This window comes from Achromobacter sp. ACM05 (assembly GCF_019218915.1).
Lineage (GTDB): Bacteria > Pseudomonadota > Gammaproteobacteria > Burkholderiales > Burkholderiaceae_B > Achromobacter > Achromobacter animicus.
In genome coordinates, this window is sequence record NZ_JAHUWQ010000002.1 from 620860 (window position 1) to 645401 (window position 24542).

Sequence of the window (24542 nt, forward strand, 5' to 3'; positions counted from 1 at the left end):
CTCAGGCCCTCTCTTCAGGCGTCAGGAGTTGATGCAGTCCGTCGCCGGCCAGGTTGATCGCGAAGATCAAGAGCGCCAGCGCCGACCCGGGAATGGCGATCAGCCAGAACGAGAAGAACATGTAGGCCTTGGCCTCGGAGATCATCAAGCCCCACGACGGCAGCGGCGGTTGGACGCCCAGGCCCAGGAAGGACAGCGAGGCTTCCAGCAGGATCGCGCTGGCGGCCTCCAGCGTGGCGATCACGATGAGCTGCGGCACGACATTGGGCAGGACCTCGCCCCAGACGATGCGCCAGGTGCTGGCGCCGGCGGCCTGCGCGGCAGCCACGTACTCCAGCGAGCGCACCTGCTGCGTGGCGCTGCGCATCACGACGGCGTAGCGGTCCCACTTGAGCAGGCCCAGCACCAGGATCACCACCCACAGCGAGCCGCCGACGATGGCCACGGTAGCCAGCGCCACCAGGATCACCGGCATGGACAGGCGCGTGGTGATGAGGAACGACACGGCCATGTCGACCTTGCCGCCAAAGTAGCCGGCCGCCATGCCCATCGCCGTGCCGATCAGGCCCGAGATGAGCGCGACGCTGATGCCGATCAAGAGCGAGATGCGTGCGCCGTAGAACAGGCGGGACATGTAGTCGCGTCCCAGCTGGTCGGTGCCCAGCGGGTGCAGCCAGGTGCCTTTTTCGTACCAGACGGGCGGAGCGGTGCGGTAGGCCAGATCCTGGAAATAGGGATCGTGGGGCGAGATCCACGGCGCCAGCAGCGCGATCAGCACGATGACGAAGAGGATGCCGCCGCCGGCCAGCAGCGCCTTGTTGCGCCGCAGGCGGCGCCAGCGCAGCGTGGAGGCGGACAGTTCCAGCGGGGCCGCGGCGGGGGTGGCGGGGGTGAGCGTAGGCGTGTTCATGTCAGGACACCCGGATGCGCGGATCGAGCCACGCGTTGGCCACATCGGCGGCAAGCGTCAGCAGCACATACAGCACCGACAGCAGCAGCACGATCAGCTGCATGACCGGATAGTCCTTGTACGTGATGCTCTGATAGGCCAGATATCCCAGGCCGTCCAGCGCGAAGATGGTCTCGATGACCACCGAGCCGCCCAGCAGGTAGCCCAGTTGCACGGCGGCCAGCGCGACCACCGGCACGATGGCGTTGCGCAGGGCGTGCTTGAAGATGACCTTGCGGGCGGGCAGCCCCTTGGCCCGCGCGGTGCGGATGTAGTCGGCGCTCAGCACCTCGATCATGCCGGCGCGGATCAGGCGCATGAACGCCGGCGCGACGTAATAGCCCAGCGCGATCGCAGGCATGACGAAGTGCTGCCACGTGCCGCTGCCCGACACCGGCAGGATGCGCAGCGAGATCGAGAACAGCATGATCAGGATCAGCGCGAAGAAGAAGTTCGGCAGCGCCTGGCCCAGTACGGCGATCGCCAGACAGACGCGGTCGATCAGGCTGCCTTTGTACAGCGCGGCCAGCACGCCCAGCGGAATCGAGATGCACAGCGCAAACGCCAGCGCCGCCATGCCCAGCTTCAGCGTGGTCGCCAGCTTGGACAGGATCAGCGGCCCGGCCTCGGTCTTGAAGTACACCGACGTCCCGAAGTCGCCCTGCAGGATGTGCCAGAGCCAGTCGGCGTACTGGACGATGATCGGGCGGTCCAGGCCGTAGGTCTTGCGGATCATGTCGATGTCGGCCTGCCGCGCGCCTTCGCCGGCCAGCGCCAGCGCCGGGTCGCCCGACAGGTGCAGCAGCAGGAACGCCAGGATCGACACGGTCAGCGCCACCAGCGCCGCCAGGCCCAGGCGCCTCAGCGTGAAATAAAGCATAGGACTTCCTCTCTGTTCAGCAGCGCCGGGCGTTTGCGAAGCCCGCCCGGCGCGGACCGCGCCTTACTTCCAGCTCATGTCCCAGAAGCGCACCAGCTCGTCCGAGTAGGGCTTGAAGTTCACGTCCTTGGTGGCGACGTAGTAGGCGGGCAGCGTCCACAGGGGAACGGCGTAGGCCTTCTCCGCGATGATGTCCAGCGCCTCCTTGTAAGCCGCCTTGCGCGGCCCGGGTTCGATGGTGGTATCGCCCTTCTTGAGCAGGTCGCGCACCTTCGGGTCGCGCGTGATGTCGTCGCTGCCGAAGGCGAAGTACACCGGCGTGGACGCCGACACGTCGTTCACCAGGTTCGAGCCCCACGTCTGGTGCGTGAGCGACGCCTTGTTCGCGCGGATCATGTCGCGCATCGCGGCGTACTGCAGGAAGTTCAGCTTGGCGCGGATGCCGACGGCCTGCAGGTAGTTGATGATGGCTTCGGTCTGGTTGCGTTCGCGGTACGCGACGATGTCGATATCAAAGCCATTCGGGTAGCCCGCTTCGGCCAGCAGCTTCTTGGCCTGCGCGGGATCGTACTTGTAGGTCGGCGCGCCTTCCTGCGTGCAGCCCACTTGCGACGGCGTGCAGATGGTGTTGATGAGCCCGCCGCCTTCGCCCACGATGTTCTTGAGCATGGATTCGCGGTCGATGGCGTGGATGATCGCGCGGCGCACCCGCTCGTCCTTCAGCTGCGGCGCGGGCGTGCCTTCCAGGATGTTCATCTGCATGAACACGATGCGCATGGTGTTGCCCGTGACCATCTGCAGGTTCGGCATGCCGCCCAGCTGTTCGGCCTGGTCCTTGGGCACGCTCATGATCAGGTCTTCGCCGCCCGAGATGACCTCGGCCATCTGCGTCTGGCGGTCGGGGATGAAACGGATGACGACCTTGCCGATCTTGGGCTGCGCCTTGGGCGAATCCTTGAAATAGTCGGCGTTGCGTTCCAGCGTGATGGACTTGCCAGGCTGGTAGTCGACGACCTTGTACGGACCCGAGCCCACCGGCTTGGCGTTCATGCCCTTGGGGCCGACCTCCTGGTAATACTTCGCCGGGTGAATGGCGGCCGTGGTGGACAGGTATTCCTTGGCGCCGGGGAAGGGCTCTTTGGTGGTCAGGCGCACCTTGTACTTGTCGATCTTCTCGACCTTGTCGATCCACGACACGTTCTGTTGCGTGACGGCCTTGTTCTTCGGATCGGCCACGTAGTTCAGCGTGTAGACCACAGAGTCTGCGTCGAACTCTTCACCGTTGTGGAATTTGACGCCTTCGCGCAGCTCGAACTCCATGGTCTTGTCGTCGACCTGTTTCCAGCTTTTGGCGAGTTGGCCCTTGTACTCATTGGTGACGGGGTCGCGGTAGAGCAGGGTGTCCCACACGTTGGCGGCGATGATGACGCCGATGCGGACGTTGTTGAAGTACGGGTCGACGCTTTCCGGCGCCTGGTCGTAGGCCATGCGCAGGGTGTCGTCTTTCTTGCCGGCAAGCGCCGGTTGGGTGGCGAACGCGGCGCAGGCGAGCAGGGCGGCGGCCAGGGCCTTGAGCGGGGTGGAACGGCGGGAGGACAGCGCAGGGGTAGCGGGGGTGAAGCAGCAAGGTGTGAAGCGACTATCAGCCATGGTGAAGGCTCCTCTTGATGACACTACATGTGTTGCGTATCTATCGTCTCGCTCCGGCTCTTGAGCGCCGCGTCGCATTTGCGCTGCAGGTGCTGCCGCATGATGGCTGCCAGCCGGTCCGCGTCGCGCGCGGCAAGGGCCTCCGCCATTTCTATGTGTTCGCGCATCGCCAGATCCCATTTCTGCCGGTCTTCGTTCGAGACGAAGCGCAGGTTCTGGATCCGCGCGTTCTGCGCGTCGTAAAGCTGTTTGAGCAAACTGTTGTGCGCGGCCAGGCTGATGCGTTCGTGGATCTCGCGGTTGACGCGGAAGTACGTGGGCAGGTCGTGGCGCGCGTGGCTGGCCATCATTTCGTAGGTCAGCGCGCGGATTTCCGCAATCTCGACGTCCGTCGCGCGCTCGCACGCAAAGCGGCACGACATGGCCTCCAGGCCGCCGATCACTTCGAAGGCCTCGCGGATGTTCGCTTCCGACAGCGCGACCACCTGCGCGCCGCGGTTGGGTTCGATCTGCACCAGGCCTTCGGCAGCCAGCACGCGGAACGCTTCGCGCAGCGGAGTGCGCGACACGCCGAGCAGGTCGCACAGCGCGCGTTCGTTCAGCCGGGTGCCGGGCGGGAATTCGCCTTGGATGATGCGTTCGCGCAGGGATCCGGCCGCCGATCCCGCCAGCGTGCGCCCGTCGCCGGCGGCGCGGACGGCCGTCGGGGCGGAATCGGGCGTGAGATCGGACGAGGCAACGGCCTCGGCATGATCCGGCAAGAAGCTAGGATCGCTGCGCATTGGTATACAAAAATTCCCCTTGTTTTCGCAGACTATAAACCTGTCTTCACGGTGGTTTTGATGGGTGTATACCCTAGGTTATCGACGTAAAAACAATGGGATAGAGTGACGCATGCCGCAAGTCCGCCAGGCCGCCCCGCGCTGCCTGACCGCCGCGCAAAGCCGCCTTGGTATACAAACCGTCCACATTGGGGCCACGCATGCTCACGCTGAACACCCACCCGTCCGGCCGGCATTTCCTGCAGATTCCCGGACCCACCAACGTGCCCGACCGGGTCCTGCGCGCCATCGACCTGCCCACCATCGATCACCGCGGACCGGAGTTCGGTGAACTCGGCAAGGCGGTGCTGTCGGGCCTGAAGCACATCTTCCAGACCGAGTCGCCCGTCGTGATCTTTCCGGCGTCGGGCACCGGCGCGTGGGAGGCTGCGCTAGTCAACACGCTGTCGCCGGGCGATCGCGTGCTGATGGTCGAGACCGGCCACTTCGCCAGCCTGTGGCGCAAGCTTGCCGGGCGGCTGGGGCTGGAAGTGGATTACATCGAGGGCGACTGGCGTCATCCGGTCGATGCCGGCGTGATTGGCGCGCGGCTTTCGGAAGATTCGCAGCACCGCATCAGGGCCGTGTGCGTGGTGCACAACGAGACCTCCACCGGCGTCACCAGCAACATCGCCGCGGTGCGCGCCGCCATCGACCAGGCCGGTCATCCGGCGCTGTTGATGGTCGACACGATTTCGTCGCTGGGCTCCATCGACTACCGCCACGATGAATGGGGCGTGGACGTGACGGTGGCTGGCTCGCAAAAAGGCCTGATGCTGCCGCCGGGCCTGTCGTTCAACGCGGTGGGGCCGCGCGCGCTGGCGGCGGCCGAGACCGCGCGTCTGCCGCGGTCGTACTGGGATTGGCGCGAGATGCTCGGACCCAATGCCAAGGGGTACTTTCCGTATACGCCGTCGACCAACCTGCTGTACGGCCTGCACGAGGCGCTGGCCATGCTGGCGGCTGAAGGGCTGCCGCAGGTATTCGCGCGTCACGAACGCCATGCCCGCGCCACGCGCCTGGCGGTGGCGGGTTGGGGGCTGGAACTGCTGAGTGCGGACCCGGCCGCGCACAGTCCGGCGCTGACCGCCGTGCTGATGCCTGACGGGCACAGCGCCGACGCGCTGCGCAAGGTCATCCTGGACCGCTTCGACATGTCGTTGGGGCAGGGGCTGGGCAAACTGTCCGACCGCATCTTCCGCATCGGACATCTGGGCCACTTCAACGATCTGACGCTATGCGGCACGCTGGCCGGCGTGGAGATGGGGCTGGCCGCGGCCGGCGTCCCGCACCGCTCGGGCGGGTTGCAGGCGGCCATGGAATATCTGACCCGCGCGACACAAAGCGCGGGGCAATGAACACACAACAACGAGGGAACCGATGAATACGCTCATGCAGCAGGCGATCCAGTTCGCCAACGACCACGAATCGACCTGGGACCGCAGCGTCAAAGGCAATTTTGGCGTGCACCTGAACGATCCGCCGCCCTGGAACCGCCTGCTCGGCCCCATCCATGACCGCGGGCCGGTGTCCGGCGTGGTCGTGGTGGACGGCAAGACGGTGGCCGAGTGGGGCGAGCCGGACCGCGCCGACCTGACGTTCAGCGTCGCCAAGCTGTACCTGGCCATCCTGGCCGGCGTGGCGCATGACCGCGGCCTGCTGCCGGACGTGGACGAACCCGTCGGCAAGCGCGTGCCTGGCATCGGCTTTGATGAAGGCCGCAATGCGTCGATCACGTGGCGGCATCTGCTGCAGCAGACCAGCGAATGGGAAGGCGAACGCTTCGGCGTGTCGGACCAGGCGGACCGCTACCGCGCCGTCACCTTCGGCGTGCCGCCCGATGGCAAGAAGGGCGATGCGCGTCCGCTGCAGGAACCCGGCACGTATTGGGAATACAACGACGTCCGCATCAATCAGCTGTCCTACGCGTTGCTGCATCTGTTCCGCAAGCCGTTGCCGGAAGTGTTCCGCGAGGCCGTCACGCGGCCTATCGGCTGCAGCGAGGATTGGCAATGGGTCGGCTACGACAATGCCTGGGTCGAGATCGACGGCCAGCGCATGCCGTCGGTGCCCGGCGGCTCGCACTGGGGCGGCGGCATGTCCATCAGCGCCAAGGACCAGGCGCTGATCGGCCAGATGCTGCTGAACGACGGCCAGGCCAATGGTAAGCAGATCCTGTCGCGCGAATGGCTGCAGGCCATGCGCACCCCGTGCGACATCGCCCCGTACTACGGCTATCTGATCTGGCTGAACCACGAAGGCAAGGTGTTTCCCAGCGTGCCGTCGTCCAGCTTCTTTGGGGTTGGCGCGGGCAGCTCGTTCACCTGGGTGGAACCGGAACGCAAGATGGTCGTGATCGTGCGTTGGCTGAATTCGGCCCATGCGGACGCGCTGTTCGGGAAGATTCTGGCGGCGGTGGATGCGGGTGTGTAACTTCCAGGTTTTGCGGCATGTCAGGTTTTTTCGGGCAAGATGTGGCGTTCGGCTGCGCGGTGACGCGCGGCCACGCCTTATCCCTTCATCCGATCAAGGAACCACGCCATGAATTACCGCCGACTGGGAACCAGCAATCTCCGGGTGTCGCCGCTCTGCCTGGGCACGATGATGTTCGGGGAGCAGACGCCTGATGACGAAGCGGCGCGCATCGTTGCGTCGGCACGCGATCACGGCCTGAATTTCATCGATACCGCCGACGTCTACAACGAAGGCCGGTCGGAAGAGGTCGTGGGCAAGCTGCTCAAGGGGCAGCGCCACGACTGGGTGCTGGCCAGCAAGATCGGCAATCCGGTCGGCAAGGGGCCGAACCTGGCGCATTACTCGCGCCAGTGGCTGATCCGCGGGGTGGAGCAGAGCCTGTCGCGCATGGGCACGGATTTCATGGACATCCTGTACCTGCATCGCGACTACCACGAAGAAAACCTGGAAGAAGCGCTGTGGGCGCTGGGCGACCTGATCCGCGCGGGCAAGCTGCGCAGCTTCGGGCTGTCGAACTTTCGAGGCTGGCGCATCGCCGAGGTGATGCGTCTATGCGAAAAACTCGGCGTGCCGCAACCGGTGGTGTGCCAGCCGTACTACAACATGCTGAACCGCGGACCCGAAGTCGAGATCCTGCCGGCGTGCAAGCATTACGGGTTGGGCGTGGTGCCGTACAGCCCGATCGCGCGTGGCGTGCTGACGGGCAAGTACCTGCCGGGCCAGGCGCCCGCAGCGGATACGCGCGCCGGACGCGGCGACCGCCGCATCCTGGCGACCGAATTCCGCGAGGAATCGCTGCAGATCGCGCAGAAGCTGGTGCAGCACAGCGCCGCGCGCGGCGTCCAGCCGGGCCATTTCGCAACGGCGTGGGTGCTGGCCAATCCGGTCATCACTGCCGTTATCGCGGGTCCGCGTACGCTGGCGCAGATGGACGATTACTACGCGGCGCTGGACGTGACGATCACGCCCGAGGACGAAACGGTCGTGAACGAGTGGGTGACGCCGGGCCATGCCTCGGCGCACGGCTACAACGATCCCAACTATCCGTTTTATGGCCGTCCGGTGACGGCAGCGTAAGCAGGCGCGGGGCCTTGCCCCGCGTCACCTCCGCACAGCCGCGGGCTAGGCCGAGATGCCGTGCAGCATCATCTGTTCGGCCACCTGCGCGATGCCCATCCGCGCAATCCGGCCGCGCCGCTCGGCGTCCACCATGCTGGTGATGATTCCGATCAGGAGTTCGCTGAGCGCGGCGGCGGTCATGTCCACGCGGAACGCGCCTTCGCGCTGACCACGCAAAAAGAATGCATCCAGGGTTTCCTGATAGCCGGACCAGCTGTTCATGATGTCCGGCTCAAGTTCCGTGTCGGGCTTCCAGTTGTAGATCAGGAACGCCGTCAATTCCTTGTGCGCCAGGTGCTGTTCGATCAGGCTGCGCAGCGCCGTGCGGGGCGGGGCGCTGTCCAGGTGCGAATCCGCCAGTGCCTGCTTCATGACCTGCGCGCAATGCGTCATCAGGCGCAGCACCAGCTGATCCCGGGTCTTGCAGAACCGGTACAAGGTCGCCTTGCTGACGCCGACGGCCTTGGCCAGCTCCTGCAAGGTCGCGCGCGGCTGATCCACCATCGCCAGCGCCAGCGCGACCAGCAGCCGTTCGTGGCCTGCCTCTTCAGACATTGCCTCCTCCCCATTTGTGGTTATCCCTGGGCCGGTATTGGATCACGGGCGATTCACTTTGTACAAACTTCCGCGAATTTATCAAGTAAAGACTTGTGAGTCGTCAGATTTAAGCCTGAAAGCAGCAAATGAATCAATATTGATTCAAATCGTCCTTTCAGGTAGCATCGGCGTCTCTTTGAATTCAGAACGCGCAGCGCGGGGGTAGTGAATGAAGGTCAATCAAGCATGGCGGCTGCCCCTGGCGGTGTTGGCGACGGCAATCGTTTTGGCCGGTTGCGGCGGGTCCGATGGCGGAGAGCCGCAGGCGGCGGGGCCGCGTCCGGTCCAGGCGGTGGCGGTGCAACCCCAGCGCTACACGCTGATCAGCGAGCTGCCCGGCCGGGTCGAACCCATGCGCGTGGCCGAGGTCCGTGCCCGCGTGGCGGGCATCGTGCTGAGCCGCAACTTCGTGGAAGGTGCGGACGTCAAGGCCGGCGACGTGCTCTTCCGCATTGACCCGGCGCCGTTCAAGGCGGCCTTGTCACGTGCGGAAGGCGAGCTGGCCAAGGCCCAGGCCGCCGTGTCCGACGCACAGGCCGTGGTCAAGCGCTACACGCCCCTGGTCAAGATCGAAGCCGTCAGTCAGCAGGACTTCGACACGGCCAACACCACGCTCAAGAGCGCATTGGCCGCGCGCCGCTCGGCCCAGGCCGATGTCGAGACCGCGCAGCTCAATCTGGACTACGCCACCGTGAAGGCGCCCATCTCGGGCCGCATTGGACGCGCGCAAGTGACCGAAGGCGCGCTGGTGGGCCAGAACGAGGCCACGCCGATGGCGACGATCCAGCAACTGGACCCGGTCTACGTGGACTTCAACCAGCCCGTCGGCGACATGCTGCGCATGCGCGCGGCCATGCAGAACGGCAGCCTGGGCGAAGGCGAGGGCGCCAGCATCTCCATCACGATCGACGGCACCGACCAGCAGCGCGAAGGGCGCCTCCTGTTCTCGGACATTGCCGTGGACCGGAGCACCGGCCAGGTGGCATTGCGCGGTGAGTTCGCCAACCCCGACGTGCTGCTGCTGCCGGGCATGTATGTCCGGGTGCGCACGCACCAGGGCGTAGATCCGGAAGCGATGCTGGTTCCGCAGCGCGCCGTCACGCGCAGCACCGATGGCAAGCCGCAGGTGCTGGTGGTCGGCGCGGACGACGTCGTGGAGACCCGCGCGGTGCAGACCGGCACGATGCGCGGCGGCGATTGGCACATCACCGAGGGCCTGGCCCCCGGCGACCGGGTGATCGTGGGCGGCGTCAGCGCCGCCGTGCCCGGCCAGAAAGTCAGCGTGACGCCGGTGAACGAGCCCAAGGTGGCCGCCGCCGGCGATGCCGCCGCGCCCGCCAGGCAATAAGCGGCCCTCATGAACCGCGCGCAAATCCGAGGTTAGACCATGTCCAAGTTTTTCATTGGCCGCCCCAATTTCGCCTGGGTGGTGGCCATCTTCATCTCGCTCGCGGGGCTGCTGGCGATTCCGTCGCTGCCCGTGTCGCAGTTTCCGGTGGTCGCGCCGCCGCAGGTGACCATCGCCGCCACCTATCCGGGCGCGTCCGCGACGGTGCTGGTCGATTCGGTGACCAGCGTCATCGAGGAAGAGCTGAACGGCGCGAAGAACATGCTGTATTACGAGTCGTCCAGCAGCTCGAGCGGCAGCGCCGAAATCACCGTCACGTTCCAGCCGGGCACGGACCCCGACCTGGCGCAGGTGGATGTGCAGAACCGCATCAAGAAGGCCGAGGCGCGTCTGCCGTCCGCCGTGACGCAGCAGGGTCTGCAGGTCGAGCAGGCCAGCTCGAACTTCCTGATGATCTACGCCCTGACGTACAAGGGCGATGACGCGCACAAGGACGTGGTCGGTCTGTCCGACTACGCCGCACGCCACATCAACAACGAAATCCGCCGCGTGAACGGCGTGGGCAAGGTGCAGTTCTTTGGCGCCGAAGCCGCCATGCGCGTGTGGATCGACCCGCAGAAGCTATTGGGTCTGGGCTTGTCGGTGGCCGATGTCAACGCCGCGATTGCCGCGCAGAACGTGCAGGTGCCGGCCGGCAGTTTCGGCAGCCGCCCCGGCGCGCCCGAGCAGGAGCTGACCGCGACGCTGGCCGTGAAGGGCACGCTGGACAATCCGGACGAATTCGGGCGCATCGTGCTGCGCGCCAACCCGGACGGCTCGTCCGTGCGCCTGGCTGACGTAGCGCGTCTTGAAGTGGGACGCCAAAGCTACGACTTTGAAACGCGCCTGAACGGCAAGAAGTCGGTGGGTGCGGCGGTGCAGCTTGCGCCGGGCGCCAACGCCATCGACACCGTCAAGGCCGTGAACGCGCGCCTGGAAGAATTGTCGGCCTCGTTCCCCGAGGACGTTGAGTATTCGGTGCCGTTCGACACGTCCAAGTTCGTCAGCGTGGCTATCACGAAGGTGGTGCACACGCTGCTGGAAGCGATGGTGCTGGTCTTCCTGGTGATGTTCCTGTTCCTGCAGAACTTCCGCTACACGCTGATTCCGACGATCGTGGTGCCGGTGTGTCTGCTGGGCACGTTTGCAGTGATGTCGGTGCTGGGCTTCTCGGTCAACATGATGACCATGTTCGGCATGGTGCTGGCCATCGGCATTCTGGTGGACGACGCCATCGTCGTGGTCGAGAACGTCGAACGCATCATGGCCGAGGAAGGGCTGTCGCCGCGCGAAGCGACGGTCAAGGCCATGGAGCAGGTGTCCGGCGCCATCGTCGGCATCACGCTGGTGCTGTCGGCGGTGTTCCTGCCGCTGGCCTTCATGAGCGGTTCCGTCGGTGTGATCTATCAGCAGTTCTCGCTGTCGCTGGCCGTGTCGATCCTGTTCTCGGGCTTCCTGGCCCTGACGTTCACGCCGGCCCTGTGCGCCACGTTCCTCAAGCCCATCCCCAAGGGCCATCACGACGAAAAGAAGGGCTTCTTCGGCTGGTTCAACCGCGTCTTCAACCGTCTGACGGGCCGCTTCGAGGCGCTGAATACGCGCCTGGTGCGCCGCACGGGCCGCTACATGATCATCTACGCGGCCATCGTCGCGGTGCTGGCCGTGCTGTACGTGCGCGTGCCCGAATCCTTCGTTCCGCCGGAAGACCAGGGCTACGTCATCGTTGACGTCCAATTGCCGCCGGGCGCGACGCACATGCGCACCGACAAGGTGGTGGCCGACGTCGAACAGCACCTGCTGTCGCTGGACGCGATGGGCGACGCCTTCACCGTCATGGGATTCAGCTTTTCGGGCACCGGCCAGAACGCGGGCATTGCTTTCCCCACGCTCAAGGACTGGTCCGAGCGCGGCGAGGGCCAATCGGCCACCGACGTGGCCGATAGCGTGAACGCGAAATTTGCAGCGATCGACGACGGCGCAGTCATGGCCGTCAACCCGCCGCCCATCGAAGGCTTGGGCAACTCAGGCGGCTTCGCGCTGCGGTTGCAGGACCGGGGCGGACTGGGCCGTGCGGCGCTGACCGACGCTCGCAACCAGTTGCTGGCCCAGGCCAACAGCTCGCCCGTGATCGCCTACGCCATGATGGAAGGCCTGGCCGACGCGCCGCAGCTGCGCCTGGACATCGACCGCGAGAAGGCCGAGGCGCTGGGCGTGGGCTTTGACGTCATCAGCACGGCGATCTCTGCCGCCTATGGGTCGGCCACGGTCAATGACTTTGCCAACGCCGGACGCCTGCAGCGCGTGGTGGTGCAGGCCGACGTACGTGACCGCATGACGCCGGAAAGCATCCTGCAACTGAACGTGCCCAACAAAACGGGCGGCATGGTTCCGCTGAGCGCGTTCGTCAAGACGGACTGGGAGAACGGCCCCGTGCAGATCTCCCGCTACAACGGCTATCCGGCCTTCAAGATCGCGGGCGACGCGATGCCCGGCAGCAGCACCGGCCAGGCGATGGCCGAGATCGAGCGCATCGTGGCGGGGCTGCCAGAAGGCATCGGCTACGAGTGGACGGGCCTGTCGTACCAGGAGAAGTTCGCCGGCTCGCAGGCGCCCATGCTGTTTGCGCTGGCGTTCCTGGTGGTGTTCCTGCTGATGGTTGCGCTGTATGAAAGCTGGTCGATCCCGGCGTCCGTGATGCTGATCGTGCCGATCGGCGCGCTGGGGTCGGTGCTGGCGGTGACGGTGCTGGGCATGCCGAACGACGTGTATTTCAAGGTGGGGCTCATCACCATCATCGGGCTGGCGGCCAAGAACGCCATTCTGATCGTGGAGTTTGCCAAGAGCCTGCGCGAACAGGGGCATTCGCTGGCCGACGCCGCCATCCAGGCCGCCAAGCTGCGCTTCCGTCCCATCGTCATGACGTCGCTGGCGTTCATCCTGGGCGTCGTGCCGCTGGCCCTGGCCTCCGGCGCGGGCGCGGCCAGCCAGCGCGCGCTGGGCGTGGGCGTGATCGGCGGCATGCTGACCGCCACGCTGCTGGGGGTGATCTTCGTCCCCATCTTCTTCGTGTGGGTGCTGTCGCTGGTGCAGCGCAAGCGGGGCAAAGACTCGCCCAAGTCCTCGCCTACCCCCGATGCCACGCCGCGCACGGTGCAGGAGTAATTCATGTTGCAGACCTTCTTTCCCCTGCGGATGTCCACGCTGCTGCTGACCGCGGCGCTGGCGGGCTGCTCGCTGGCGCCCGTCTACGAACGTCCGGCGTCCCCCGTCGGTGACAACTGGAGCCTGGCATCGACCGGCCCCGGCGAATCCGCGGCGGCGACGCTGGACTGGCAGTCCTTCGTCACCGACGACGCCTTGCGCAAGCTGGTCGAGCTGTCGCTGGCCAACAATCGCGACTTGCGCCAGTCGCTGCTCAACATCGAGGCGGCCCGGGCGCAGTATCAGATCACGCGGGCCGACCGGCTGCCCGGCATCGATGCGCAGGGCACGGGCACGCGCCAGCGCGTCCCCGGCGACCTGAACACCACCGGCGAGTCGGCGGTGCAAAGCAGCTACCAGGCCGGCCTGGGCCTCACCGCCTTTGAACTGGACCTGTTCGGCCGCGTGCGCAGCCTGTCGGACGCGGCGTTGCAGGAGTACCTGTCGACCGAGGCCACGGCGCGCAGCGCGCAGATCAGCCTGGTGGCCGAGGTGATCCAGGCCTATGTGGCCCGCGACAGCGCGCAGCGCCGCCTGGATGTCACCCGCCAGACGCTGGCCAGCCGCGAGTCGTCGCTGGAACTGATCGTCAAGCGCCGCCAGGCGGGCACGGCCACCGCGCTGGACTACCAGGAAGCGCTGGGCCTGACCGAGCAGTCGCGCGCGGAACTGGAACGCATGGACCGCGAGGTCCGCCAGGCCGGGAATGCGCTCGGCCTGCTGGTGGGGATCAGCGACCTGTCGCCGTACCTGCCGGCGCGCACGGCCGATGCCCCGATGCTGGTGCAGGAGATCGCGGCGGGCGCGCCGTCGGCGCTGCTGGAAAACCGCCCCGACATCCTGGCCGCCGAACATCAGTTGCAGGCGCGCAATGCCAGCATCGGCGCGGCGCGGGCGGCGTTCTTTCCCAGCATTTCGCTGACCGGGCTGTTCGGCAGTTCCAGCGCGGACCTGTCGGGCCTGTTCGAATCCGGGCAGCGCGCCTGGTCGTTCACGCCGCAGATCACGCTGCCGATCTTTGCCGGCGGGCGCAATGTGGCCAATCTGGATTTGGCTTCCGTGCGCAAGGACATCGCCGTGGCGCAGTATGAAAAGACGATCCAGACGGCGTTCCGCGAGGTGTCCGACGCGTTGGTGGCCACCGAGACGCTGCGCCGCGAAGAGGCCTCGCGCCTGGCGCTGGCGCAATCCAGCCAGATCGCCATGCAGTTGTCCGAGGCGCGCTATCGCGGCGGCGTCGACAGTCATCTGCGTTATCTGGACGCGCAGCGCAGCGCGTACACGGATCAGATCGCCTATATCGACGTCAGCGCCCAGCGCCAGGCGGCGCTGGCGACGCTGTTCAAGGCGCTGGGTGGCGGCTGGCCGGCCCAGCAGCCGCCGCAGGCAGCGCTGGACTGAGCGGGGCGGGCCGCGCCGAACCCGAACGGCGACGGCCCGGGCCCCTGCGCGCACCGCCCATCGGGGCCCGCCCGCCGGCTACGCCTTGCGCAGCCCCGCCCGCGGCATGGACGGCTGACCCGCGCCGTCCAGTTCCACCGGTTGCTTGCCGCGCCCGATCAGCCACGCGCAGAACGCCGACACCACGCCCGCGAAGAGCACGTACAGGCAGATCAGCCACGGCTGCCCGCCGCCCGTCTTGAGCAGGGCGGTGGCAATGATGGGCGTGATGCCGGACGCGAAGATGCCGGAGAACTGATAGACGAACGAGATGCCGGTGTAGCGCACCTTGGCGTCGAAAAGCTCGCAGAACAGCGCGGCCTCCGGGCCGTAGATGGCGGCATACAGGATCCCGAACGGAATGATGATGGCCAGCCAGATCAGCATCACGTTGCCGCCGCTGTTGATCATCATCCAGAAGCCGGGGAACGACGCCGCGGCGGTGATGAGCGATCCCCAGAAGTACACGCGCGTGCGGCCGATGCGGTCGGACAGGCGGCCGAAGAAGGGGATGAAGAAGCACATCACCAGCGCCGCCGCCATCACCCCGATCAACGCCTCGGTCCGCGTGATCTTGACCGACTGCGTCAGGAACGAGATCGAGAACACGCCAAAGACGTTGAAGAACACGCCGTCGATATAGCGTGCGCCCATGCCCTTGACGACGTTGCCGGGATAGCGCCGCATCATGTCCATGAACGGGATGCGGCTTTCGGCATTCTGCGCCTTGACTGCCGTGAACTCCGGCGTTTCCTTGATGTTGAGCCGGATGTACATGCCCACGGCCACCATGGCGGCGGACGCCAGGAAGGCGATGCGCCATCCCCACGCCATGAACTGCTCGTCGGTCAGCAGAACGGACAGCAGCGCCACCGTGCCCGACGCCAGGCACAGCCCGATCGCCAGACCGATCTGCGGCAACGACGCGTAAAAGCCTTTTTTCTCCGGCGGCGCGTACTCATAGGCCATGAGCACCGCGCCGCCCCATTCGCCGCCCAGCCCGATGCCCTGGAACACGCGCAAAAGAAGCAGCAGGATCGGCGCCCAGATGCCGATCATGTCGTACGTGGGCACCAGACCGATCAGGAAGGTCGCGATGCCCATGATCATCAGCGTCATCACCAGCATGCTCTTTCTGCCGATGCGGTCGCCGAAATGGCCGAAGATCAGCCCGCCCAGCGGCCGGGTGACGAAACCGACGGCGAACGTCGTGTACGCCAGCATGGTCGAGACCAGCGGGTCCCCGGTGGGAAAGTACAGCTTGTTGAATACGATGCCGGCGACGACGCCATACAGGAAAAAGTCGTACCACTCGATGGTGGCGCCGATCAGCGAGGCGGTAACGACTTTGCGCACCGCCGCTTCGTTTTGCTTGGCCATGTCCAGTCTCCTTTGGTGGGTCGGCCTGGCAATCTGCGCTGCCGCGGCCGGGTCTGTCTGCGATATGGGTTTCCTAGCCGGGGTCCGTCATCTCCATCCGGGCGGGCGTGTGCAGGACTTGCGCGCGCGCCTGCCGCACGTCCTGCAGCATGAAATCCGCCGCGCGCTCGGCCAGCATCACGACCGGCGCGTTGGTGTTGCCCGAAACCAGCGTGGGCATGATCGAGCAATCCACCACGCGCAGCGCCGACACGCCGTGCACGCGCAGGCGCTCGTCCACGACGGCCAGCGGATCGCTGCGCGGTCCCATCTTCGCCGTGCCTGACGGGTGGAAGATGGTGGCGCCATACTCGCGGCAGAAGTGAAGGATCTCGTCGTCCGTGTGCACGTCCGGGCCGGGCCGGAACTCACGTTTCATCAGGCCGGCCAGCGGCTCGGTCGCGGCGACCTGGCGCGCATACCGCACGGCGGCCACCGCCATGCGGCGGTCCAGGTCCGTCGACAGGTAATTGGGCTGCATGGACGGCGCCTCGAACGGGTCCGTGCTGCGCAGGCGCACCCGGCCGCGCGAGGTCGGGCGCAACTGGCACACCGAATAGGTGCAGCCGGAAAACGGATGCACCTTGCCGCCCGCCATGTCGGCGGACAGGGTCGCGAAATGGAACTGGGTGTCGGGCGTGCGGCTGGCCGGATCGACGCGGCAGAAAAGACCGCCCTGATTGATGCCCACGGCCAGCGGACCACTGCGCAGCAGCAGCCATTGCAGCCCCATGCGCACCCGGCCGGTCAGGCTGCGCAACTGGTCGTTGGTGGTGATGGGGCGGGTGGTCTCGTAGATCAGGCGGATCTGAAGATGATCCTGCAGGTTTTCGCCCACGCCGGGCAGGTCGCGCACGACGCCGATGCCGAACTCGCGCAGCAGGCTGGCGGGCCCGACGCCGGATAGCTGAAGCAGTTGCGGCGATTGCAGGGCGCCCGCGCACAGCACGACTTCGCGCCGGGCGCGCAGCGTGCGGACCTGGCCGCCTTGCCGGTAGCGCACGCCGCAGGCGCGGCTGCCTTCGAACAGTACGCCCATCGCGTGCGCATCGGTCTCGATGCGCAGGTTGGGGCGGTCTTGCGCGGGGCGCAGGTAAGCCACGGCGGTGGAGCAGCGGCGGCCGTTGCGCGTGGTCAGCTGGTAATAGCCCACGCCCTCCTGGTCGCCGCTATTGAAGTCGCGCACGTGCGGCACGCCCAGCTTGCCCGCGGCGGCGATCAGCGCTTCCACCAGCGGATGCGGCGTCTTGATGGACGTGGCGTTCAGCGGACCCTCGGTACCGCGGGTGGGGCCGGGTCCCAGGTCGTTGTTCTCCAGCTTGCGAAACCACGGCAGGCAGTCGTCCCAGCCCCAGCCCGCGTTGCCGGCCCCCGCCCACGCATCGTAGTCTTCGCGCTGTCCGCGGATGTAGATGAGGCCGTTGATGGCGCTGGATCCGCCCAGCGTGCGGCCGCGCGGCCAGTAGATGCGCCGGTCCAGCATGTTGGGATCCGGGTCCGTGTAGAAGCCCCAGTTCACCACCTTGTGGAACATCGTCTTGCCGTAGCCGATCGGAATGTGGATCCACGGATAGGTGTCCTTGGGACCGGCCTCCAGCAGGCACACCGAGTGCGCGCCGTCCGCACTCAACCGGTTCGCCATCACGCATCCGGCCGAGCCGGCGCCCACCACGATGTAATCGACGGTATCGGACATATCCGCGCGGTCTCCCTTATATTGTTCGGCAGGTCCGACCGGCTCGCGCTCCGCAATGCGGACCAGGCCGGCATCTGAGGCGATTCTAGGAAGCGCGCACACAGAACAAAGCACAACACGCGCTGGGGCAGACAAATGGAACAGAACATGCAGCGTCGGTTTCAAAATCGCAGTGCAGCATCGGAACAGGCGGCCGACGGCCGGTCCGACGACAGCGGCGGGCACCAGGAAGCCGCCCGTTCGCTGCGGGCATTGCTGGTGCTGGATCACCTGGCCCGCGCGCAGCATCCGCCCACGCTCGCGCAGTTGGCGCAACGGCTCGACATGCCCAAGACCACGCTGATGCGCCTCTTGGCGGCCATGCAGCGCGCGGGCTTTGTGGCCGCCACCCCGACTGAAAACGGCTTCGTGACGGGGCCGCAGGCGACATCGCTGGCGCTGGCTACGCTGCGCGCCAGCGCCTTCACGCGCGCATGCCGCGCGGTGCTGACCAAGCTGGTGGGCACGTTGGGCGAAACGTGCAACCTGACCGCGCCGGACGGCGACCAGGTCGTCTACATGGAACGCGTCGAGACGTCCGAGCCCCTACGCCTGTTCTTTGCCGTGGGCAGCCACGTGCCCATGCATTGCACGGCCAGCGGCAAGCTGTTTCTGGCGTCGATGAACCGCCTTGAGCGCAGCCACGTGCTGGCGCGCCTGCCGCTTACGCGCAATACGCCGCGCACGTTCACCGACCCGGCCAAGCTGGACGCCGAGCTGGAGCGGCTGGCCGTGCGCGGCATCGGCATCGACAACGAGGAGTTCGTGCGCGGCATGAGCGCGGTGGCGGTGCCGGTGCGCGATGGCGAGGACCGCGTGGTGGCGGCGGTGGCCTGCCACGCGCCGACCGCGCGGGTGATGCTGGACGATCTGTTGCGTGCGGTGCCGGTGCTGCAAGGCGCCGCGCAGTCGCTGCACGACGTGCTGGCGGCGCACCGGCCGGGCGGTTAGGAAGGGTGCGGGGCGCTCAGTGGCTCATGCGGCCGCCGCTTACCATCCACCGCGTGTCATACCGGTCGACCAGCGCGCCGTAGGCTTCGGCCCAGAAGGTCTTTTGCAGCGGCATCGTGACGCTGCCGCCTTCGGCCAGGTGCTCGAACACGCGATGCGCATCCGACACGGTGGGATACACCAGCGCCAGCGCCACCCCGCGATTGCCGGGGTAGGGATGGCCGGCAGTGGCGTCGCTGCCAAGCAAGGTCTGTTCGTCCAACGTCAGGCGGGCGTACATGATGCGCCCGGCGTCCTCGTCCGACAGCACCGGCATGGCGGCATCGGGCGGGGCATCTGCGTAGCGGACCAGCGCGTCAAGGCGGCCGCCCAGCACGCGTTCGTAAAAGCGCATGGCCTCGGCGCAATTGCCGTCAAAACTGAGATACGCGGATAACTGGGGCATGATGGCTCCGTGCGTGGCCGGGGGTGGGGTTGGGGCTGGGGTGCGGTGCGTCCGCATGGGCAAGGCGGGCGGGGCAGGCCTATGATGGGAGTCTGATCCGATTACGGCCGGGAGACAATCCATGCAACTAGGAAGCTGCCACTGCGGACAGATCGCCTATGAAGTCGATGGCGATGTGTCGCAGGTGTTGGAATGCAACTGCTCGCACTGCAGCCGCAAGGGCTATCTGCTGTGGTTCGTGCCGCGCGCCGCCCTGCGCATCACGTCGTCCACGCAGGCCATGTCGACGTATACGTTCAACAAACACGTGATCTCGCACCATTTCTGCGCCAACTGCGGCTGTGCGCCCTTCGGGTTCGGGGTCGGGGCAGAAGGCAAGGAAACGGCCGCGGTCAACGTGCGTTGCCTGGAAACCGTCGACCTGAATACGCTGACCCGCATTCCGTACGACGGCCGCAACACTTGAGCGGCCGGCTGCGTTCCTGGACGGGTCAAAAGGGGGCCGCCGCGATGCGGTGGGCCGATGTGTTTTGTCACGATGGAGAGGGGCAATGAGCACGGTAAGGCTGCTGAGCGATGACGAGATCCGCAGAAGTCCCGAGGCATGGGCGGTGTTCGAGGACATCCGCGCCACGCGCAAGTCGGACTTCGTCAACAACTTCTGGCGGGCGCTGGCCAACGATCCCCCGAGGATGCGCAGCGTCTGGGAGCAGCTCAAGACGGTGATGATGGCCGAGGGCGAGCTCTCGCCGCTGGTGCGCGAAATGATCTACATCGCGGTGTCCACCGCCAATGGCTGCTCGTATTGCGTCCATTCCCACACGGCCTCGGCCCGGGCCAAGGGCATGACTGATGGCCAGCACGCCGAACTGCTGGCGGTCATGGCGATGGCGTCGCAGACCAACGCGCTGGCGACGGCGCTGCAGGTGCCCGTGGACGATGCCTTCCACGTGAAATGACCAGGAGGCGGCCATGTCGCTGATTCCCTTGTTTCCGCTGTCCAATGCGCTGTTTCCCGCGGGCGTGGTGCATCTGCGCATCTTCGAGGTCCGCTATCTGGACATGATCCGGCGCAGCATCGCCGACAACACCGAGTTCGGCATCGTGGGCCTGTTGGCCGGCAGCGAGGTCCGCTCGCCCGAGGGCGTCGAGACGCTGTCGCCCGTGGGCACCATGGCGCGGGTCGAAACCTGGGAGGCGCCCATGCCGGCCTTGCTGGAAATCCGGTGCCGGGGCACCTCGCGCTTTCGGCTCCGGTCCAGCGAGGTGGCAAAATACGGCCTTTGGATGGGCGAGGCCGAGCCCATTGCCGATGACCCGCCCACGCCCGTGCCCGCGGCCATGCAGGCCAGCGCCGATGCGCTGGGGCGCCTGGTGGCGCAGTGGCAGCAGGACGGCGTGCCCGCCGAAAGAATGCCGCTGGCGCCGCCGTTCCGGCTGGACGATTGCGGCTGGGTGGCAAACCGCTGGTGCGAACTCTTGCCGCTGCCCCCGGACGACAAGGCGACGCTGCTGGGCCTGACGGACCCCGTGGCGCGCCTGGCCGCGATCCAGGACGTGCTGCGCGGACAGGGGCTGGCGTAGGGCGCCGCCCGACTTTATTTGGACACCATGGAAATCAGAGTAGACGAAGGCCTGCGTGCCTATATAGACCCGCTGACCGAGGACGAACACGCCGCGCTGGAGCGCAGCCTGCTGGCCGAGGGGTGCCGCGACGCCCTGGTCCTGTGGGGCGACCTGCTGATCGACGGGCACAACCGTTACGCCATCTGCGTCAAGCACAACATCCCGTTCCAGACGATTCAGCATCCGCACTTCAAGTCCATGGACGACGTGCATCTGTGGATGATCGAAAACCATCTGGGTCGGCGCAGCGTGTCGGACTTCCAGCGCGGGGTGCTGGCGCTTCGCAAGAAAGAAATCCTGCTGGCGCGCACCGGCCCGGAAGCGGGCGGTGCGGCCGAAGGTGGGCCGGCGGACGATTCCCCGCCTTGGGACGAGGACGCGCCCGGGGCCAGCGCCGCGCCGATGCGCGGGCATGCCAATCCCGATTGGAAGCCCGCCGTCCCCAGCCGCCAGGCGCTGGCGCGCGCCGCCCGCATCAGCAGCAATACGCTCAATCAGATCGAAAAGATCCAGAAGTCCGCGGCGCCGGAACTGGTGCGTGCGGTGAAGGAAGGCGCCATCTCCATCAACGCCGCGGCGGCCGTGGCGTCGCTGCCGGCCGAGCGGCAGACCGCCGCCGTTGCAGGCGGGCGCAAGGAACTGCAGCAGGCCGCCCGGGAGGTCCGGCAGGCCAAGGCGCCGCCGCGCGAGGCGCCGCCGGAAGAACCTATTGAAAACATCGCGGACATGCCGGCGGAAATCGCGCGGCTGCGCCAGTTGCTGGCCAAGCTGACCGATGAACGCGATCAGCTCAAGAAGAAGGTCATGCACCTGACAGTCGCGTTGTCGGAAGCCCGCAGCGGATCCGGCAGCGGGGATGATTGAGCGTCGATGCAGGAATAAGGGATAACCCTTAAACTGCATAATCCACGAAAAAAATTCGTGGATCGCTGGGAATTTATATCGTTTTGAGGAAAGGCTTGCGCGGCTTTGTAATGCAGGTTCGCTTCAACGCTTCCTGCATTCACACCTGACTTTCCTTATGAATCCCATCGGATATCGCATTCTTTCCCGGCCCGAGACGGCCGTCGCCGCCGACGTGCTGGCCGGTTTTGCCAGCATCGGCTCGGCCCAGATCAGCGACTGCATGAATCGCCTGTACGGCGTGTCGGGCCTGCGTCCGCTGCATAACGGCGCACGCCGCACGGTGGGCGTGGCCCTCACGGTCAAGACCCGTCCGGGCGATAACCTGATGATCCACAAGGCGATTTCGCTGGGCGGCGCGGGCGACGTGATCGTCGTGGACGGCTCGGGCGACACCAGCAACGCGCTGGTTGGCGAACTGATGATGATGGATGCGCAGTCGCGCGGCATCGAAGGCTTCGTGATCGACGGCGCGGTGCGCGATGCGGACGTGTTCGCCCAGGGCGAATTCGGCTGCTTTGCGCGCGACGTGTCGCACAAGGGGCCCTACAAGGACGGCCCGGGCGAGATCAACGTGCCCGTGTCGGTCGGCGGCCAGGTGGTCAATCCCGGCGACGTGGTCGTGGGCGATGCCGACGGCGTGGTGGTGATTCCTGCCGAACACGCCAGCGCCGTGCTGGCGCTGGCGCTGAAGAAGGAAGCCGACGAAGCCGTGGCCAAGGAAAAGCTGCGCGCCGGCACGTACACCAAGCCGTGGCTGGAAAAGACGCTGGCGGAAAAGATGGGAGCGGCAAAATGAGCATCGTTGCCGACCGCATCAAGCGCATCAAGCTGTCGCCCAGCGTCGCCGCGCGCGCCATCATTGCGGAACTGCGCGAGCAGGGCCGCCGCATCATCGACCTGACCATCGGCGAACCGGATTTTTCGACGCCCGAACACATCCGCCAGGCCGCCACCGCCGCCATGAACCGCGGCGAAACCAAGTACCCGCCGGCGCAGGGCACGGTGGCGCTGCGCAAGGCCGCCGCCGTCCATCTGCGGGAAGCGACCGGCGTGGAATACCCGGCATCGCGCGTCATCGTCAGCACCGGCGCCAAGCAGGTGATCTTCAATGGCCTGGCCGCGACGCTGAACGACGGCGACGAAGTGCTGATCCCCGCGCCGTTCTGGGTGTCGTACCCGGACATGGTCCTGGTCAACGGCGGCGTGCCGGTGGCCGTGGAAACGTCGCCCGCCACCGATTACAAGGTGACGCCCGAGGCCCTGGAACGCGCCATCACGCCCCGCACCAAGTGGCTGATGATGAATGCCCCCAGCAACCCGACGGGATCGGTCTACAGCGCGGACGAACTGCGTGGTCTGACCGAGGTCCTCGCGCGTCATCCGCACGTCTGGCTGATGACCGACGACATCTACGCACGCCTGAATTTCACCGGCGAACCGACGGTGCATCCGCTGCAAGTGGCGCCGGAACTGGCCGCCCGCACGCTGGTCGTCAATGGCGTGTCCAAGGCCTATGCCATGACGGGCTGGCGCATCGGTTACGGCGCCGGTCCCGACGAACTGATCAAGGCAATGGCGATCCTGCAGTCGCAAAGCACGTCGGGCGCCTCGTCGGTCAGCCAGGCGGCCGCGCTGGAAGCGCTGACGGGTCCGCAGGACTGCGTCGTGGAGTTTGCCAAGGTATTCCGCGAGCGTCGCGACCTGGCGATCGCCGAATTGTCCGGCGCGCCGGGCCTGGACATCGTCGTGCCGCAGGGCGCGTTCTATGTCTTTCCGGACTGCTCGGGCCTCTTGGGCAAGAAGACGCCGGCCGGCGACGTGATCGCCAGCGACACGGACCTCACGCACTACCTGCTGCGCGAAGCCGGCGTGGCGGTCATCGACGGCCATGCCTACGGCGCGCCCGGCACGTTCCGGTTGTCGTTTGCCGCCTCGCTGGACGATATCCGGCAGGGATGCGCGGCCATCCGCGAGGCCTGCGCCAAGCTGGCCTGACGGGCCACGCTTTCGCACCCATACGGCGTCATCGCCAGTCTGTACACCTAACAACCATTCAAGGGGAATGAACCATGAAGCGTCACACTCTCATCGCCGCCAGCCTGGCCCTGGCTTCGCTGGCCGCGGGCGGAATTGCCCACGCCGACCAGCTTGACGACATCAAGGCGCGCGGCGAGCTGGTTTGCGGCACGCTGGGCACGTCGCAGCCGTTCAGCTTCCAGGACGGCGCAACGCGCCAGCTCGTGGGCTATGACGTGGACGTGTGCAAGCTCGTCGCGGACAAGCTGGGCGTCAAGGTCAACTACAAGCTGCTGTCGGTGGCGGCGCGCGTGCCGGAACTGAACGAAGGGCGCGTGGACATCCTGGCGGCCAACCTGGGCTATTCGCCCGACCGCGCGCAGCAGATCGCCTTCAGCCACGCGTACTACGTCAGCCCGCAAAAGCTGATGGTGCGCAAGGATTCGGGCCTGGACTCGATCGAAGCCCTGAACGGCCGCCGCATCGGCGCGACCAAGGGTTCCAGCTCCGAGCGCGAGATCAAGCGCATTCTCGACAAGTCGCAGGTGATCGGCTACGGCGACAGCTCGGCCACGTACCTGGCGCTGCAGCAGAAGAAGGTGGACGCGCAGTTTGCGTCGGAGCTGGTGCTGGCGCGACTGGTGCTGCAAAGCCCGCCCACCGCGCCCGTCACTGTTATCGGCAAGGCCGTGTTCGATGAGCCGTGGGGTCTGGGCGTGCGCAAGTCCGAGCCGCGATTCCTGGAAACGGTGAACCAGGCGCTGGACGAGGCCGAAACCTCGGGCGCGGCTGCCAGGCTGTTCGACAAGTGGTTTGGCCCCGACACCCCCTACAAGCTGGAGCGCGGCTTCAAGATCGGCCCGATCGCCGGCTAAGGGGTCGATCCGAGCGCTGCCGTTCGCCAGTATCCGTCACGGCTTCCCGC

General features: G+C 66.4%; 22 protein-coding genes. 14 read left to right on the forward strand and 8 right to left on the reverse strand.

Going from position 1 to position 24542, the window contains the following annotated elements; all coding sequences use genetic code 11:
* Window position 1: 1 nt before the first annotated feature.
* The 4 genes from KW836_RS13765 to KW836_RS13780 all read right to left on the reverse strand — a co-directional run bounded on the left by KW836_RS13765 (window position 2) and on the right by KW836_RS13780 (window position 4261).
* Window positions 2–910, reverse strand: coding sequence for an ABC transporter permease (locus tag KW836_RS13765; RefSeq protein WP_175121810.1), 909 nt, complete (start codon window positions 908–910; stop codon window positions 2–4).
* A gap of 1 nt (window position 911) precedes the next feature.
* A complete protein-coding gene (locus KW836_RS13770; protein WP_175121809.1) occupies window positions 912–1829 on the reverse strand; it encodes an ABC transporter permease in 918 nt (305 codons plus the stop codon).
* Between the two features lie 63 nt (window positions 1830–1892).
* Complete coding sequence (locus tag KW836_RS13775; RefSeq protein WP_175185423.1) at window positions 1893–3479, reverse strand: ABC transporter substrate-binding protein; 1587 nt, start codon at window positions 3477–3479, stop codon at window positions 1893–1895.
* A gap of 23 nt (window positions 3480–3502) precedes the next feature.
* Entirely contained in the window at window positions 3503–4261 is a 759-nt protein-coding gene (locus KW836_RS13780) for a GntR family transcriptional regulator (protein ID WP_218343630.1), read from the reverse strand.
* A gap of 200 nt (window positions 4262–4461) precedes the next feature.
* On the opposite strand from KW836_RS13780, the gene KW836_RS13785 reads away from it, so the two are divergent.
* The 3 genes from KW836_RS13785 (at window position 4462) to KW836_RS13795 (ending at window position 7852) form a co-directional block, all read left to right on the forward strand.
* Window positions 4462–5658 (forward strand): alanine--glyoxylate aminotransferase family protein, encoded by a 1197-nt coding sequence (locus KW836_RS13785; protein ID WP_218343631.1) that lies wholly within the window; start codon window positions 4462–4464, stop codon window positions 5656–5658.
* A 22-nt stretch (window positions 5659–5680) separates the two neighbouring features.
* Window positions 5681–6733: a serine hydrolase gene (locus tag KW836_RS13790; RefSeq protein WP_175136702.1), complete on the forward strand. Its 1053-nt coding sequence runs from the start codon at window positions 5681–5683 to the stop codon at window positions 6731–6733.
* Between the two features lie 108 nt (window positions 6734–6841).
* Window positions 6842–7852 carry an aldo/keto reductase gene (locus KW836_RS13795; RefSeq protein WP_175136701.1) on the forward strand — a complete coding sequence of 337 codons (1011 nt, stop codon included), beginning with the start codon at window positions 6842–6844 and terminating at the stop codon, window positions 7850–7852.
* A 45-nt stretch (window positions 7853–7897) separates the two neighbouring features.
* Here KW836_RS13795 and KW836_RS13800 read toward each other — a convergent pair whose 3' ends face one another.
* A complete protein-coding gene (locus KW836_RS13800; protein ID WP_218343632.1) occupies window positions 7898–8449 on the reverse strand; it encodes a TetR/AcrR family transcriptional regulator in 552 nt (183 codons plus the stop codon).
* Between the two features lie 211 nt (window positions 8450–8660).
* Between KW836_RS13800 and KW836_RS13805 the strand changes: the two genes are divergently transcribed.
* Genes KW836_RS13805 through KW836_RS13815 form a run of 3 tightly spaced genes read left to right on the forward strand, consistent with a single transcriptional unit; the run spans window position 8661 to window position 14480 of the window.
* Entirely contained in the window at window positions 8661–9839 is a 1179-nt protein-coding gene (locus KW836_RS13805) for an efflux RND transporter periplasmic adaptor subunit (protein WP_218343633.1), read from the forward strand.
* 39 nt (window positions 9840–9878) lie between these two features.
* Window positions 9879–13040: an efflux RND transporter permease subunit gene (locus tag KW836_RS13810; RefSeq protein ID WP_218343634.1), complete on the forward strand. Its 3162-nt coding sequence runs from the start codon at window positions 9879–9881 to the stop codon at window positions 13038–13040.
* A 3-nt stretch (window positions 13041–13043) separates the two neighbouring features.
* On the forward strand, window positions 13044–14480 hold the full coding sequence (locus KW836_RS13815; protein WP_218343635.1) for an efflux transporter outer membrane subunit: 1437 nt from the start codon (window positions 13044–13046) through the stop codon (window positions 14478–14480).
* Window positions 14481–14558: 78 nt separating this feature from the next.
* On the opposite strand, the gene KW836_RS13820 is transcribed toward KW836_RS13815, so the two are convergent.
* Together KW836_RS13820 and KW836_RS13825 are read right to left on the reverse strand one after the other, a co-directional pair.
* A complete protein-coding gene (locus KW836_RS13820; RefSeq protein ID WP_175121799.1) occupies window positions 14559–15899 on the reverse strand; it encodes an MFS transporter in 1341 nt (446 codons plus the stop codon).
* Between the two features lie 73 nt (window positions 15900–15972).
* The gene (locus tag KW836_RS13825) at window positions 15973–17634 is read right to left on the reverse strand and encodes a GMC family oxidoreductase (RefSeq protein WP_218343637.1); all 1662 of its coding nucleotides are present in this window, start codon (window positions 17632–17634) and stop codon (window positions 15973–15975) included.
* Between the two features lie 135 nt (window positions 17635–17769).
* On the opposite strand from KW836_RS13825, the gene KW836_RS13830 reads away from it, so the two are divergent.
* On the forward strand, window positions 17770–18624 hold the full coding sequence (locus KW836_RS13830; protein WP_175185415.1) for an IclR family transcriptional regulator: 855 nt from the start codon (window positions 17770–17772) through the stop codon (window positions 18622–18624).
* Window positions 18625–18640: 16 nt separating this feature from the next.
* Here KW836_RS13830 and KW836_RS13835 read toward each other — a convergent pair whose 3' ends face one another.
* On the reverse strand, window positions 18641–19069 hold the full coding sequence (locus KW836_RS13835; protein ID WP_218343638.1) for a VOC family protein: 429 nt from the start codon (window positions 19067–19069) through the stop codon (window positions 18641–18643).
* A 121-nt stretch (window positions 19070–19190) separates the two neighbouring features.
* On the opposite strand from KW836_RS13835, the gene KW836_RS13840 reads away from it, so the two are divergent.
* The 7 genes from KW836_RS13840 to KW836_RS13870 all read left to right on the forward strand — a co-directional run bounded on the left by KW836_RS13840 (window position 19191) and on the right by KW836_RS13870 (window position 24492).
* Window positions 19191–19535 carry a GFA family protein gene (locus KW836_RS13840; RefSeq protein ID WP_218343639.1) on the forward strand — a complete coding sequence of 115 codons (345 nt, stop codon included), beginning with the start codon at window positions 19191–19193 and terminating at the stop codon, window positions 19533–19535.
* An 85-nt stretch (window positions 19536–19620) separates the two neighbouring features.
* Window positions 19621–20028, forward strand: a complete 408-nt coding sequence (locus KW836_RS13845; protein WP_175121794.1) for a carboxymuconolactone decarboxylase family protein — start codon at window positions 19621–19623, stop codon at window positions 20026–20028.
* A gap of 13 nt (window positions 20029–20041) precedes the next feature.
* Window positions 20042–20653: an LON peptidase substrate-binding domain-containing protein gene (locus KW836_RS13850; protein WP_175121793.1), complete on the forward strand. Its 612-nt coding sequence runs from the start codon at window positions 20042–20044 to the stop codon at window positions 20651–20653.
* A 27-nt stretch (window positions 20654–20680) separates the two neighbouring features.
* Window positions 20681–21559, forward strand: coding sequence for a hypothetical protein (locus KW836_RS13855; protein ID WP_218343640.1), 879 nt, complete (start codon window positions 20681–20683; stop codon window positions 21557–21559).
* A gap of 157 nt (window positions 21560–21716) precedes the next feature.
* The gene (locus KW836_RS13860; RefSeq protein ID WP_175136690.1) at window positions 21717–22397 is read left to right on the forward strand and encodes an RraA family protein; all 681 of its coding nucleotides are present in this window, start codon (window positions 21717–21719) and stop codon (window positions 22395–22397) included.
* Window positions 22394–23596 carry an aminotransferase class I/II-fold pyridoxal phosphate-dependent enzyme gene (locus KW836_RS13865; protein WP_218343641.1) on the forward strand — a complete coding sequence of 401 codons (1203 nt, stop codon included), beginning with the start codon at window positions 22394–22396 and terminating at the stop codon, window positions 23594–23596. Before KW836_RS13860 ends, KW836_RS13865 begins: the two co-directional genes overlap by 4 nt.
* 74 nt (window positions 23597–23670) lie before the next feature.
* On the forward strand, window positions 23671–24492 hold the full coding sequence (locus KW836_RS13870; protein ID WP_218343642.1) for an ABC transporter substrate-binding protein: 822 nt from the start codon (window positions 23671–23673) through the stop codon (window positions 24490–24492).
* Window positions 24493–24542: the final 50 nt, after the last annotated feature.